The organism is Gimesia alba (assembly GCF_007744675.1).
Taxonomy (GTDB): Bacteria; Planctomycetota; Planctomycetia; order Planctomycetales; family Planctomycetaceae; genus Gimesia; species Gimesia alba.
Genome location: NZ_CP036269.1, coordinates 3605801 through 3619493, shown reverse-complemented (window position 1 = coordinate 3619493; position 13693 = coordinate 3605801). Strand labels below are relative to the sequence as shown.

Here is a 13693-nt window from a genome sequence, read left to right as displayed (position 1 = left end):
CTTCTCCTCAGCCTTGCATCCCATCATGGAATAATGCGCCGTGAGAAAGAGTTTGCAGATGAGACCAAAGATCACATTTCTGCTTGCTTTATTGGCATTCTGCTCTGCGGTCAGCAGTCAAGAAGCGCAGGCGCAATTGTTTGGAGTCGAAGCTCAAAACACCCTGATGCCCGCTTCGGGAGGGATGGCTGGAACCAGTATCGCCGAGCCGCAGGACCTCACTTCTGCAATCAATGGCAATCCCGCCTCGTTGCCCCAGTTTGAAGGCACACAATTTCTCTTTGGTGTGGGCTGGGCCGATCCGACGTTTCGCTTGACTCAGACAAGCCAAATCGGGGGACTGGTTGATCCGTTTTCGGCGAAGTCTTCCGGGGAGGGATTGCTGGCCGGAAACATTGGTGTCACGCAGGAATTTACTGCAATGGGGCAGCCCGCCACTTTCGGTCTCGGTTTCATTTCAACCACCGGCGGTGACTTCGACTTCAGGCAGATCCCTGAAAGTAAAGGCACGAACACCGCTGCCGTAATCGTCAACATACCGGTCACCGTGGGGGTCGATCTGACCGATCGTGTCTCCGTGGGCGCTGGTATGTCCCTGGGGGTCGCCATGTTCGACCCACCTTTTTTCGGTGCCATGTCGATCGCATATGGACTCCGCGGAACGGTGGGCGCCAATTACAAATTAACGGACCAGACGACTCTCGGTGCATATTATCAGACAAAGCAAGGGTTCAAGTTTCATAACATCATCTATTTAGAAGGCCAGCCTCCGCCATTGGTCGACCGCGGATATGACTTGGACATGGATCTGCCTCAAAATGTCGGATTTGGTATTGCCAATCGATCATTGGCCGACGGTCAGTTGTTACTGGCGGCCGATGTGGTTTACAAGATGTGGAATGAGGCCAGTATGTACCGTGGCTTCTACGACAATCAGTGGGTGGTTCAACTCGGCGCCCAATTTTCGACAGGCCGATGGCGTCTGCGAGCCGGATACGCATGGGCCGAGAACCCGCTCGATCCCACGCCCGACCTCATTATTGGGGGTTTCGAACTACCGGGCGACATCCCTTTTGTGCGTTATAACCAGGCCCTGGTAGCGAACACCAGCCAGCACCGCATCTCATTTGGAATCGGCATTCGCGATGTCTTGCCTGGAATCGACTTTGATATCATGGCAGGCGGAATGTTTCACGACGCGGAACAGATTGGCCCCTCGACAGCAACCTCAATCTCGAGTTACTGGATCGGGGCGGGGCTAACATGGCGTTTTGGCAGTAGCAGAAGCTGAGAACCACTGCCTGTGCCCAACGTGTAGTGAGAAGCAGAACGACTGAAATTCGTCACCTGGCTCTCCACACCATTCCAGGAGAAGAGTCCTGTACTCAGTTTCTGTTCGACTTCGAGATGACTCACGGCACATTGAGTTTACCATCGCTTCGGCCTGAAATCTTTCATGCCCCATGGTAACTACACCTTTGCCAGACAGTTTTTTTCCATGCATTCATTGGGAATCTAACTCTTCCCCAGATCACAAATCAGCCAGGCACCAGGAAAACGATCATCAGTGTCTCCAACCTTACTTCATCTCAAACGAACATCCAAAAGTGTACCTGCTCTTATAATTAACTGAGTAATAGATATTACCCGGTCATTGTTCTGAAGCTGCTACATTTTTGTCGAATGCAAATTATGCCAGAGCTTGATCAATGTTCATCCTTCCCAACTGAGGAAGATGACTTCGCAGAATCTTGATCCTGATCACGAAAGCCTGTTCGAACCTTCCTGAATAACCCCAGCCACGGACTTCGGTCCACATGTTGCCAATTGATATTAAATAGAAATCCTGATAGACTGAGATAGAGTTTGATTCTGTCTATCTATAATCCTGACACTCATTCAAACCGAAACACACTCGTAATGGAGACCGACGATGAATCGACACATCACCTTAGTTATTGTCGCTGTTGTCGTAGGCGCGGCTGCCGTATTCACGCATGCCGAAGAAGAGACCCGGAAATCAGAAATTGCCACATTCGAATCCGTGCAGCAAAATCAGGAGTATCGTGTCTCGCTTCTCGGCATTACAAAAGGGATTGCTTTTGTTGATTCGCAAGAACTGATTGACGATGGTGGCCGTCCTCCGGGCAAAAACGCGGTACCCTGGATGCGAGTCGTAACTGTCATCGAAAAACTCACAGACAAAGACGAAACATGGGGCTTCAGCGCGGAAACTCCTGATGGCAAAGAGTTGGTCGGCAAAGTCAGAATTGAATCGAACGGTCGCGTCATTGGGAGTCGTGCCAATGGCATCGCCGAAATGGATTGTGATTTTCCGCGGCTTCGCACTGCAACATTCCCAGTCGGATTGCCCCAAGGTCTGAGTGAGAAGAAGTCCAAGGTCTACTCCTTTACGCTGTCTGGCAAGTTCCAGTCCTCAGAAACTGTTGTGCTTCGTTTTTCCTTCGGCGAAGCAAAAAACCGTCGCGAACTGGTGTTCAATGATGTCCCGCTGCCATAGCCAGTCACACTCAGGTGTTGCGATGTTACGCCCACGCAGAGTCAAAGCTGCGACATATCAATGGCATGAACGCGGCGGCCCAATTATGCCAGACGTTCGCCTTCACCTACTGACCGCCGCTGTCACATCAACTCTCCGTATTTCGGAATTCCTGGAATTCTACCGTTTGAAAAGACACCCTCTAAAATAATGCCCGGATAACGGTAATCGCCCGGACAATTTGGGATGTGGTTTGGTGGAGCTGTTGTCTTTGTAGCGAACGTTACCCGAACTTTGTTCGTATAAGAGAGCACTGGCTAATGACCGGGTAATAGGAATTACCCGGACATCACTATAAAAGTGAACGCCAGATAACTCCGTGCCAATTGATAATAGACAGAAGTGCTGATAGATTTAGACAGAATCAAATTCTTTCGATCTATCGTTATACCCTTCAATTCAAACTTAAAATGCACGATCTGGTAAATGGGATGGTTCTCCTTTTATGGCACTGGTGCCACAATTCACGGTGTGCAATCGTCTGGGGCGGACGATGATCGGGTTGAGTTTACGTCATGGCTCAGCGTCCTTTGGATACCGATCATTCCACTCCGAAGCTGGTCCGCGATTTATGCTGGCGGAACACTGCCCGACGCAATTAGCAACGAAGGACATGCATTCGTTGATCTAAAACGAATTCAACATGATCCAAGCAGGCTGGGTCAAACATTCGCCCGTGGCATCTTCGCGTTTACTGCAGCCGTGTTACCATGTGCTTATATGATCTATCGCACTGATGGACGCGCTGCAACACATATCGAGATGATTTTTGTTTTTGCCTCCGCTGTTTGGCCTGTCGCTCTGCTGATCTATACTGACAATTGCCGCAAAGCGAAGCTAATCAGGAGTAACAGTGCGATGCACGCGGAGCCGCCGACAGTGCGTTTTCACGCGGAAGATCAACCGCCACGGCCCGATGATCGCTGACATGATTCTTGACCTTGTGCGATATACTCAAACGCTTTCTCAAATGATTTTTAAACGACGACCGTAATAAAAATATAACCTTTAATAGATTGCCCGGACATTAGCACTTTGCAGAAACATATTCTCGAATGTGCTGTAGGAAATTTTCCGTCTCCCGTTCCAATATATTACCAAACATGACTCCTACTACGCATAGAATGCGGTTTGTATGGTGATATACCGACACTGCTGTTCCATCACCAATTGGCTTCAGAATGATCTCCATAATCCGTTTGGTCTGCTGGTCAGTTAGTCCAAAACCCGAGCCCCGGAAACTGGAAATGATGCTGGAATTCACAGGAGGATGAATTGTAAATCCATTGTCCTGCCACCACGATTTGGCTGCTACAACAACCACTCTTTCGGGGGCTTTAATTATTTCCAAACGGTGGCAAGATGATTTCATTTTCTAGCTCGCAATTTAACTAATGAATAACATAAATCACGTGACCGGTTCATTATACTCTTCAAATCATCAAAAGTGTCCGGGTAACAATAATTACCCGATCATTGTTCTCTTACGAGCCGCTTGAATCTTGATAACAGACAGCAATTACAATAGATTTTGATAGTGTAGATTTCTGTCTATCACCAGTTCTGTCGCCAAGGTCAACCGATGCAATACACTTTAATCGCCGCCGCTGGTCTCGCAGAAGCAGCTTGGATGATGGCCATGATGCTAATGGGCAGTGGCATGCTAGTCATCTGCTTCGTCGCTTTTCTGTCCTTAAAAAATGCCTCACGAAAACTCGCGGTTACTTCTGTCGTGTTGCTTATCGTTTTCACATTGTTTTTCCAGCCATGGTCTTGTTTTGTGCCGTTCGAGTCTGACGCGTATGATGATCCGGATGTCGTTTCAGCTGCGGACGATTTCCGAATCGTGGGTGTTGCATGGGTCCTCACATCACTCTTTGTACTCGTATCGTTAACAATTGCATGGCTGAAGAAAGTGTCCGGGTAACAACCCTTACCAGGTCATTCAGAAATAAAAGGTGTCCGGAACCGAAAAAGACAAACTTGTTCTCTTTTATGAATGAGCAGGGATTTCGGAATCGGCGATGATCTCTGTGCTCGTTTTGTTTTGTTTACGACGACTAAAGATTCCGGACACCTTTGATCCGGTTCATACCTTTATTAGGACGAGGTTATTTGTGTGAACGGCTGATGCCAGCACGCCACCCTTTCGGGATTGACGTCTGTTTCTTAGACCACGCAAGGACCAAATCAATAGCCATGCCTTGCGCAATATCGGACGTGATGACACGGTCGGCAGTATGCTGAATAAATATAGTGAAATCTCCGACATCGATCACGTAGCCATGTGCCATGGCGGATTCTGTTTCAGCGTCAACATTCTCGTAGACGTAGGTGTACTCGATAACCTGGTAACTAGATCTTTGGTCTACGGCTTGGTTTCGCACATTGATCGATGCAGTCTGATGGCGGATAGTGTCGGCAATGGGACGTCCAAGTTTGCGAGTCGATGCGTAGGCGTAACCATTGGACGTGATCGTTTCGATTGATGCCTGCCGGACAGCGTTAGATTCGACCGTCAATCTTGGAGTGTACCAGGCAACACATGCAACAACATCGCCAGTCTTGTCGTGCTTATAGTGTCGCCATGAGAATTGTCCATCCTCTTGTTGGCGACCAGCGGTGCTGGACCAGCCGGGGCCAGGATTCGGGAAGGCACGAAACGTAGCTGTGTCTCGGTCAGCGGCACCCAGAGAGGCAGCAACAACGAGAAACAGAACTGTCATTGCGATTTTCATTTTGTGGCCTAACTTAAATTAGTTCGGTATAACCCATTAACGGCGTGGACTATAAAATTATGTATCAAATTAGAGAGAATGGCAAACAAAAAATAATGTCGGGCCCGGGACCTTGCCTTCATACTTCATATCATCGCTCTCTCCACGCCGCCTTTCGTTGATTTGATGACCGGCTAAACACCGTTACCCGGTCATTAGGCATTTTCATTTCACTTTGTTTTCCTCCGTTCTCCTATATTCCGGTATGCCATATTCAATAATCATGTGAGGCCCAGCAATCGCACGCTTCACGTGATAGACACATAAAGGTAAACCAAGCAGTCCTATTGGAGCAATTGCCAGGCGAAACAAAACAACTGTGACAATCAAGAACATCGCTACCGCGCAAGCCCACACCGGTTTATCACGATCAGCTAGTCCATCGCGATGAACTCGATTTCGAATATATCCTAATGGATGCCAGTCGATTCAGTCTCATACTGTTTGACCAAAACAGTAACCAAAGTAGTCAATGTCATGCTGATAAAGTGCTGCCACTTTCTTGATTTCCTGCTCGGTGTAATAGGTGGAATAATGGGCATGCTCGGATTGATTTGTGATAGGAAGTTTTTCCCGTTTGATTTTTAGCTGATCAAAGACCTGGTCCATATCGGGTTGAAGCGTTTCAAAACGACAGACAAAATCCACAAAAGGATGTCCATCATGATGAGTGTAGCTTGAAATCGGCAAGGAATGATATTTAATCGCTTTGTTCTGCCAGTGAAAATCGATCCGATTGATGAAGTCCCGGACAGGAATCTTAAAGTAGCTGGCTATGGAGACCACGCGGTCCCAGGGGTTCCGCGCCACGGCAAAAATGAAGTATTCCTCAAGCTCTTCATCTCGAATCGCGTTGATCCACTCCTGAAATCGCTTTGGGTCGTCCTTTACGTTAAATAGACCTAGTGGATGGCTTTGAAGGCATTCTCGTAGAATACTGGTTCCCGCAGTTTTTGCGGGTTTCATGTAAAGAAATTTGTGTTTGTCAGAGACAATGATTCCGCCCGGATGTTCATGAGCCCGTAAATAATCAGCCAGTCCGGTACGCTGGGGGGAAAACTTCATCGATAGTCCATTTACTTGATTACAGAACAGGAGCGATTCACAGCTTCAGATCGTTATTTCATAAAGTCCAAAGATTATTGTCAATGCTTCTGCAAAGTCTATACCTATCCGGTAAATGTGTATTACCCGGTTATTCAGAATAAGTTCATTCCCGCTGTATCGTATCAGTTCTTACGCCTGGAATTGATCAGCTAGCTGACTTCCTCGATTGAGTTGTAAACGTCAGTAACATAGAGTTGGGCCAGTTTTCCTTGATGGAACAACAGGAATACATTGGGAGCTAATACATAGGCGATTTGATTATCTGGTGGCCCCTCATTAAAGTTAAGCAGAAGAGTGGGAACGGGAGGATCACCATGCATGATGGCGTGCATCGAAGGCATTTTGAATGACTCCGGAATTTCAGGGTTTAAATCCGCAATAATTTCGACGGCATCATATAACTGGATTTGGACGATATATTCATTTTTGAAATAAACATAGTGTCGAATACCATGCATATCCTCTGCACTCAGATGAGTGTCACTGGAATGTTCTATTTCTTTAATCGATCGAGGTGTATTTTCCCCAAACGCAATCACGTAAATCCAGCAGTCCCCATTATTCTGTAGCGTTTGCTTATAATACATCAAACAATAGTCTTTCAATTCTCCAGCACCGCAATGACCGGGTAACAAGTATTACCCGGTCATTATTTATTGCTTCTCAGAATTTGTATACTACTCCATCCCCAGATCACGGGCCATCCAAGCGTTTAGAGTAACTTCCTCTTCCTCTACAAGAAGACAGTCCATGATATCCTGTTTTACTCCCTCAAATATATTTAGTTTGCTTTCTGGTTTCTGTTCAGCCATCAAAACTTCGATCAGTTCTAAAAAATCAGAGACTCGAAAATCTATCCAGCGATTTGGGGGAGGATCAAAAGTGTTTCCGTTATTAAGAAGCTCATGAACCTTATCCCGAGGGATTTTGATCTCAAACCGTTTTTCAACTCGAAAAACCAGGTCTAGTAAATCAATTCCCATCTTTAATTCACCTCAAACTAAATCCCAAAATGTACCTGCTTCTAAAAATGACCTGGTAACAAAAATTACCCGGTCACTTTAGTCCCTGATGCGTCGAAATCTCGAAATTCGCATCTCCTTCCAGCGTCGAAATAAATTTCTCTATGGGGATACTTCTGATAATGAAAATAAAGCAATCAGGCTGAGCATGAGTCGTGTTTCTTGAAAAATCTCGAAAACCATATTTTTCAAAAGCCAAAGGTATGAAGTATATAGAATCATGTTGATCACAAGACGCATAAATCATCAGGGTATTATCATCCCGTGAAAGCTCTCTTACATACAAATGAATATTTCTCTTACCAAAGCTCCGGTAGAAAAAAACACCAAAATCATAAATGATTCTCACGAAATTCATTGCGTTCTTTCATTTAAACTTTCCATGACAGTCTCTCTTAAATATTGACCGGGTAATATGTGTTACCCGGTCATCATTTGAACCCATCCCCAATCAAGTATACACCAATTAGGAAACATATAAATGAAACGAAAATGAAGAAAAAACACCACCCTTGAAAGTATGTTTTTGTTTTGGGGGTTGGTTCATTTATAAAAGGCAATATGGCTGTTTTAAAATCGGTCGCGTCAATTGCACTTTCCAAGAGTTGTCTCTTTCGGTGCATCATTTTGGAATAGAGTTTCCATTGAAACCAGCTTGCAATGAGGACGCAGACAATACCGCCACCAAATACCCAAAACGCTGACTGAACTGCCTCGATTATTATTTTTGCATGTTCATTCCCAAGAGCTCCTCGCACTAATAGTAGTGATGCGGCGACAGCTGATGCATTAAGTGTCATAATTAAATTGAGTGGGAACTGAAGCGCAATCGCCGTTTTTTCAGCGAAGAATTCATACTGCCCTGTATAGATCTCGATGGCTAATTTTTGGTGGTCTTTAGGCATGAAACATTTCTCCAGTCGAATTTGATTAGCACTCTTTACGTATTCAAATGACACTATTTTGTGGTGAGTCTGATATCAAGACTTTTTCGGAATCCAGTTAGATGAAAAATTACCAAAATTTCCACCATGCCTTTTTATTTTTAGCTACCTCTTTATCCACAGCGAGATGGGACACAGGAACGTAATGTGGTGAGGCCCCATCATAAGTGACCATTACCAACAGAGCTTCGTTAACGTTAGCACTTTTAATTGCATCATCGTACGATATAAGACCTGCAGAGAATGAATCCTGTCCGAGATTGGCTCCAATCTCTTCTAGCACTTGAAGCGCAGTACCTTGATCGGGAAAACTAACTAAGGTGACACCAGGAGGCTCGGGCCAATCACGAGATAACATAACTCCCTGCTCATTAATGGCCACCCAAATGTTCTTTTCTTTTAGCTCACATAAAACTCGATCGTGCGCTCGGTCAAGCTCAGAATTTGAACCTGCATGCACGACTCCTTTGAGTGCTTCGTGGCGAGCCCATGATATATGGCCTCCGCTTTCAGATATTTTTTTTAGAACATTCATTTTCTGCGATCACATAAATTTTTTATTTACCTGTATGAAACTGAATATGACACCTGCCAGGAATGAAAACGTGAAATTTTGTTTTTTGAATTGCGATATTAGAATCGATGATGGATTATTGATTTAACGACACTATGTCCGGGTAACACACATTACCCGGCCATTATCTTACTGTTCTAATCACCATTTCTAATATATGCCAAAGCAAAAAGAAGATGGCTCCCAAAACCAAAAAGCGATATTGCCAAATAGAGTGATTTTTAGCTTTGTTAGCGTTTTCATCCATCGCATCCCTAGTCCCTGATTTTGCGGCTTCTACTTCAGTCAATCCTACAGGTTGATTAGGATGATTACCTTGTTGTAATTGAAATAAGGCAAGATTTGCAAATAATGTTACTTGTATCCAAACCAAATTTTGACATCCACAGTAAAAACTACAACACCAAAGAAGAACAGCCAGTCCTATAGGTAATAACGACCAACTAATTATTGATGAATCAGTTTTCTGAACTGCAAAGGCGATTGCAGAAGCTGTAACAGCTAACAAGAAGTATGTATATTTATCTTGTACGGTACGATGCTGCTGATAAATATCTCTTAATTGCTCTTCTCCCATCGTGCTTCTCTCTCTGGTAAAGAAAATCTCGTATGTTTTACGATTCTGAACTCTTGGTTATGATAAAAAAAGCCTGATCTGCTAAGCCTCTGAAACTTTCATTACCAAGACAAGTGACCGGAAAAATATCGTTACCCAGACCTTAAAGTCAATCGTCAGTTTTCAAAGGGGATGCTATTTAACTACCTATCGTAGCCTTCGGCGAACTACTCTGGTTTGTCAATTCGGACTTTCCAAATCGCATCATAGTTTTCATATGTGCGTTTGTCTGTTGCAGTCATGCGTTCAACGACAAGTAGGCCAAGCGGGTAATCCGGCCAATGATACTGTCCTCGGAGGTAACGTCTCTTTTCTAGAGAGCCCTTGTCTGGGCGTGTCTCTGAGACGGTTGGTAGATTGAGTGACTTAAGTACGGCATTAACATCATCAATTGACGCAAGAGTCGCATTCTCGTCGTTATTGACTTTCAGAGGTGGCTTTACGTCGCCCTCGAATATGTAACTCGTGGCACCACTGGTTTCGGTCACTTTCTTCGATCCCCAGTTCGCGCTTATTTCCGGATTAAGTCTCTTCAATTCTTCTGCATTGGGACCACAGCCGGTGATGACTGCGTAGGTAAGTGATAGAGTTAGAAAGAAGACTAAGTATCTCACATGGTGTCTCATGGACTGCCTGCCCCTGCTAAATATAGACCAGCATCACCGGATGCGGATGCAATAAACGCTCAACTACAAGGCCAAATAATTGTTCACACATCACAACCATGTGAACAAAAACAAACCCATTGGTCAATCAAGTCACATAACAAAAAACGGACACAATGTCCGGGTAAACACCGTTACCCAGTCATATCACAGCGATCCTACAAAAGAAAAGTGACCGGGTAACATCATTTACCCGGTCATAAACTTTAGAGTCCATGTGCAACACATAATTCTTGTGATTCTATTACTCAGCGCTTGGTCCCAGAGGTTGCTTTGGTTTTGGTGGGCTGATCGCTCCTCCAGATCCGTCCTTGTCGGAATCAAGATAGGACAGAAATTGAAACATCGTTTCGGCATCAGTGTATAAATAATTGTGTTGCTTCAACACCGAAATCTGCGCAGACGTCAATGTTTTGATCAATACGTGCCTTCTATCTTGCGAGTCATGCCATGTGACTAAAATCAACATTCCAATTTGAAGAACTACGTTATCTTCAGTTGTTGCAGCTAGTATTTCTGCAATATGCCGTAGGTGAGCTTCATCAACCGTGGCTTGAGGTTTATCCAAGTATTGGAGTTCGACAGCGCGTTCAAGCTTTTGGAGCTTTGCTAACACAAGGTCGCTGGTTGCTGTTTGCTTTGTACGAAACAATAACTTGCGAATCCATGAACCAATTTCAGGTGGGTGCTCTATGACCAAATCAAGTCCAAGACGTTCGCATAGAGCGTGAACTAACAATTCGACACGTTCAATTTCGTCGCCACGTGGGTTTTCCAAATAAATGAAAACAGGAACCTGTTCTTCATCCGGAATGTCCGCTGTTGAAGTACAACTATTAGATGAGTCACTATTAGGAAGAAATTTTTTCATTTTTCACCTCTACATATAGATTACTCGTAAAATAATTCTAAATTCATGCTAAGCTATTCCGACCGGGAAATCAATTTTATTGTAAAAACCTCAATAGAGTCCAAGTAAATGCCTTTGTCCGATCATTTTTTATTGATCTCCAAAACGCAAAGTGTCCTGGTAATTTACATTACCCGGTCATTATGTCGGCCCTGGTAAGAATAGAGCAGGGTGGTTATCAATGCCCTCGTACCGATCTGCAATCAATGGCTGAACGACTTCGCCCATAGTTTTGCCAGTCACCGGATCAACAATGTTCGCCATAAATTCACGTTCGAAAATCGCGTGACCGGACTCGACGTATTCTAATTTTGCTTTGATGATCAGGCAGAGAGCACGGTAGATCTGGCGGAGATCCTGTTCCCAGGCTTTGTTCTTTGACTGAGTGTTTCGCTTGCGTCGGCCACTGGGAGTCTCTGAATATTTCCGATTTGATTTATCCGGATGCTCGACAGCAAAACGAACTTTTCGATTGTGAACATAAAATTCAATTCCCCAGGCTGCTTGGGTTTGGTGTGTTGAAATTCCATCACAACCATAGCGATCGAGCACTCCCATAATCTCAGCTCTTGATCGCTCAACTGGAACCATTGTCTGACTTGCATAATGAGCCACTTTCCCATCTTCCTTTCAGTAACGTTCTTTAAAATAATGACCGGGTAACAACCCTTACCAGGTCATTCAAACATAAGTAAATTCAATCCGCGTCACCGGAGTCGCCGGGATCACTTTGTATTTCTTGCAAAAGCAATTCACAAATTCTGCACCGGTCAGATGCGGATACCCTTCACGAGCCGCCTCCCGCTGACCGTATTCGCGATCATGAACCATTTTGCTCAAAGCTTCTTTTCGGACAGAGACGACGCGAATGGCAACGCGGAGTAGACCTTCGCAAACTAATGTCTGAAAGACGAATATTTGGTGTTGTTACGAAGTCAGCCCGTAAAAAATGACTTTGGAATTTCTATTACCCGGCACTGTTGAATTGGTTCGCATTTCAGGCAGGTCTGATACAAGTTGCAGCGTCCCTCTTTTTTGAATCGAAATAATATTCTGGATTGTGAAAAAAGAGTCGTTTAAACTGAAGTCACATAGTCTGGTGCTATCTGGACTCTTCGTTTCCCCAAGATAAAGGAAATCGATGATATGAATTGCCCCAAATGTAATGCGGAAATGGAAAAGGGTTATCTGCTTGACTCATCTTACGGCGGAGCGAGAAAAGCAGCCTGGGTGAAAGGGGACGAGCTTCCCACCATTAAGATTACCGCCTTTCCCCCGGCAGTTGAGATTACAGGCGAACAATATGAACTAGCCGTTTACCGCTGTCCATCGTGCGGGCTGGTCGAGACCTATGCCACTGAGCAAGTTTAGTTCTCACGAAGAATAAAAGAAGGTACTCAATCAAGTTCATTGATCATAATCACCCGGTATTTACCGTTTTCAGCACATTCAGTCCGTGTTTTCTGAGATGCGCCAGAGGACGCCAGAGGGGTCGGTCAGGATGAAGTCGCGCATGTTCCAGGGGCGCTGTTCGGGTGGGGAGATCGGCACGTTGTACTTTTCGGCGATTTTTTGGTTCTGGACGTGAGCCCACCAGGCATCGACACTGGTTACCGAGAGATGCATCATGAAGTTTTCAGCGTGCTGTTTCTCGTAAAAATTTTGTAACAGGAACGTGCAGTTCCCGTGATAGAGATAAGCCAGTTCATCGGAGGACCAGGGAATCGTGAAGCCGAGGTCTTCGTAAAACTGTTTCGACAGCGCAAAGTCTTTTGCGGGAACGAACGCTTTCAGTTCGACGGTTTCCAGATCATTCATTGATTATTTCCTGGTACGGATTTAAGAGTTAGAATTTTCAGATAGTCCGTCCGTCGGCCCAACGCTAACAGAGGAACGATTCATAATTCTGTTTGATCCTGCTGAGGCCCGTTGCGGAGCGCAGGCCATTCTGCAAATGCGAGGAAAAACAAGAGGACAATATTCAGGACCGGGAATAGGACGGCGAGGCTGATCCAGCCAGGGAAGCCCGCCTTGGAACAGATCATCCAAAACGGAAATATCGCAAGTCCCACTACAAGAATCCCGATGATGAGCAGTTCAAAGAGGCCGGGCATGAAAAGATCTCCTTTTGCTAGATTGATTAAAGTCAGAATGTAGCGCCGCATAATGACCTGCTTGCCCTACACCCGTTGTGATCAGGTCAAATCTATTGTGATCGAGAGTATACCACAATTCAACAAAGACGCTTAAGCTGTCCAATTGGGATGAGTTCGTTGCAGAGCAGGGCGCACAAAAAAACGAGCAAGAACCGTGAATTCGATTCCTGCTCGTTTTTGATGTATTTGATACCAGGACTAGTGAGTCTGGAGAGAGCCTTAAAAATGCCTGCAATTTAAGACTAGAGTGGGCACGGGCGGGATCGAACCGCCGACACCAGGATTTTCAGTCCTGTGCTCTACCAACTGAGCTACATGCCCTTCGTTTCCGGCTACGGCTTCAGGAGCGTTAACTCCCTGTG

General features: G+C 45.2%; 17 protein-coding genes and 1 tRNA gene. 5 read left to right on the top strand and 13 right to left on the bottom strand.

The window, feature by feature from the left end:
- The first annotated feature begins 58 nt into the window (after nt 1-58).
- The 4 genes from Pan241w_RS13580 to Pan241w_RS13565 all read left to right on the top strand — a co-directional run bounded on the left by Pan241w_RS13580 (nt 59) and on the right by Pan241w_RS13565 (nt 4487).
- Entirely contained in the window at nt 59-1291 is a 1233-nt protein-coding gene (locus Pan241w_RS13580) for an OmpP1/FadL family transporter (protein WP_145216520.1), read from the top strand.
- A gap of 642 nt (nt 1292-1933) precedes the next feature.
- Nucleotides 1934-2521, top strand: a complete 588-nt coding sequence (locus Pan241w_RS13575; protein WP_145216517.1) for a hypothetical protein — start codon at nt 1934-1936, stop codon at nt 2519-2521.
- Between the two features lie 465 nt (nt 2522-2986).
- Nucleotides 2987-3487 (top strand): hypothetical protein, encoded by a 501-nt coding sequence (locus tag Pan241w_RS13570; protein ID WP_145216514.1) that lies wholly within the window; start codon nt 2987-2989, stop codon nt 3485-3487.
- 655 nt (nt 3488-4142) lie between these two features.
- On the top strand, nt 4143-4487 hold the full coding sequence (locus Pan241w_RS13565; RefSeq protein ID WP_145216511.1) for a hypothetical protein: 345 nt from the start codon (nt 4143-4145) through the stop codon (nt 4485-4487).
- Nucleotides 4488-4671: 184 nt separating this feature from the next.
- Here the strand turns inward: Pan241w_RS13565 and Pan241w_RS13560 are convergent, their stop codons facing one another.
- The 10 genes from Pan241w_RS13560 to Pan241w_RS29405 all read right to left on the bottom strand — a co-directional run bounded on the left by Pan241w_RS13560 (nt 4672) and on the right by Pan241w_RS29405 (nt 12006).
- Nucleotides 4672-5298 (bottom strand): hypothetical protein, encoded by a 627-nt coding sequence (locus tag Pan241w_RS13560; RefSeq protein WP_145216508.1) that lies wholly within the window; start codon nt 5296-5298, stop codon nt 4672-4674.
- A 474-nt stretch (nt 5299-5772) separates the two neighbouring features.
- Nucleotides 5773-6402, bottom strand: a complete 630-nt coding sequence (locus tag Pan241w_RS13555) for a sulfotransferase family 2 domain-containing protein (protein ID WP_145216505.1) — start codon at nt 6400-6402, stop codon at nt 5773-5775.
- A 191-nt stretch (nt 6403-6593) separates the two neighbouring features.
- Nucleotides 6594-7031 carry a hypothetical protein gene (locus Pan241w_RS13550; protein WP_145216502.1) on the bottom strand — a complete coding sequence of 146 codons (438 nt, stop codon included), beginning with the start codon at nt 7029-7031 and terminating at the stop codon, nt 6594-6596.
- A 90-nt stretch (nt 7032-7121) separates the two neighbouring features.
- Complete coding sequence (locus Pan241w_RS13545; RefSeq protein WP_145216499.1) at nt 7122-7427, bottom strand: hypothetical protein; 306 nt, start codon at nt 7425-7427, stop codon at nt 7122-7124.
- Nucleotides 7428-7897: 470 nt separating this feature from the next.
- Nucleotides 7898-8371: a hypothetical protein gene (locus tag Pan241w_RS13540; protein ID WP_145216496.1), complete on the bottom strand. Its 474-nt coding sequence runs from the start codon at nt 8369-8371 to the stop codon at nt 7898-7900.
- Between the two features lie 109 nt (nt 8372-8480).
- Nucleotides 8481-8945 carry a hypothetical protein gene (locus tag Pan241w_RS13535; protein ID WP_145216493.1) on the bottom strand — a complete coding sequence of 155 codons (465 nt, stop codon included), beginning with the start codon at nt 8943-8945 and terminating at the stop codon, nt 8481-8483.
- Nucleotides 8946-9108: 163 nt separating this feature from the next.
- Nucleotides 9109-9561 (bottom strand): hypothetical protein, encoded by a 453-nt coding sequence (locus tag Pan241w_RS13530; RefSeq protein WP_145216490.1) that lies wholly within the window; start codon nt 9559-9561, stop codon nt 9109-9111.
- 948 nt (nt 9562-10509) lie between these two features.
- Complete coding sequence (locus Pan241w_RS13525) at nt 10510-11136, bottom strand: hypothetical protein (protein ID WP_145216487.1); 627 nt, start codon at nt 11134-11136, stop codon at nt 10510-10512.
- A 180-nt stretch (nt 11137-11316) separates the two neighbouring features.
- The gene (locus tag Pan241w_RS13520; RefSeq protein ID WP_145216484.1) at nt 11317-11790 is read right to left on the bottom strand and encodes a hypothetical protein; all 474 of its coding nucleotides are present in this window, start codon (nt 11788-11790) and stop codon (nt 11317-11319) included.
- A 66-nt stretch (nt 11791-11856) separates the two neighbouring features.
- A complete protein-coding gene (locus Pan241w_RS29405) occupies nt 11857-12006 on the bottom strand; it encodes a hypothetical protein (protein ID WP_198000511.1) in 150 nt (49 codons plus the stop codon).
- A gap of 315 nt (nt 12007-12321) precedes the next feature.
- Between Pan241w_RS29405 and Pan241w_RS13515 the strand changes: the two genes are divergently transcribed.
- A complete protein-coding gene (locus tag Pan241w_RS13515) occupies nt 12322-12546 on the top strand; it encodes a PF20097 family protein (RefSeq protein WP_145216481.1) in 225 nt (74 codons plus the stop codon).
- 78 nt (nt 12547-12624) lie between these two features.
- Here the strand turns inward: Pan241w_RS13515 and Pan241w_RS13510 are convergent, their stop codons facing one another.
- The 3 genes from Pan241w_RS13510 to Pan241w_RS13500 form a co-directional block, all read right to left on the bottom strand.
- Complete coding sequence (locus Pan241w_RS13510; protein WP_145216478.1) at nt 12625-12993, bottom strand: VOC family protein; 369 nt, start codon at nt 12991-12993, stop codon at nt 12625-12627.
- Nucleotides 12994-13073: 80 nt separating this feature from the next.
- Nucleotides 13074-13289, bottom strand: coding sequence for a hypothetical protein (locus tag Pan241w_RS13505; RefSeq protein ID WP_145216475.1), 216 nt, complete (start codon nt 13287-13289; stop codon nt 13074-13076).
- Nucleotides 13290-13579: 290 nt separating this feature from the next.
- Nucleotides 13580-13652, bottom strand: a tRNA-Phe gene (locus tag Pan241w_RS13500).
- Nucleotides 13653-13693: the final 41 nt, after the last annotated feature.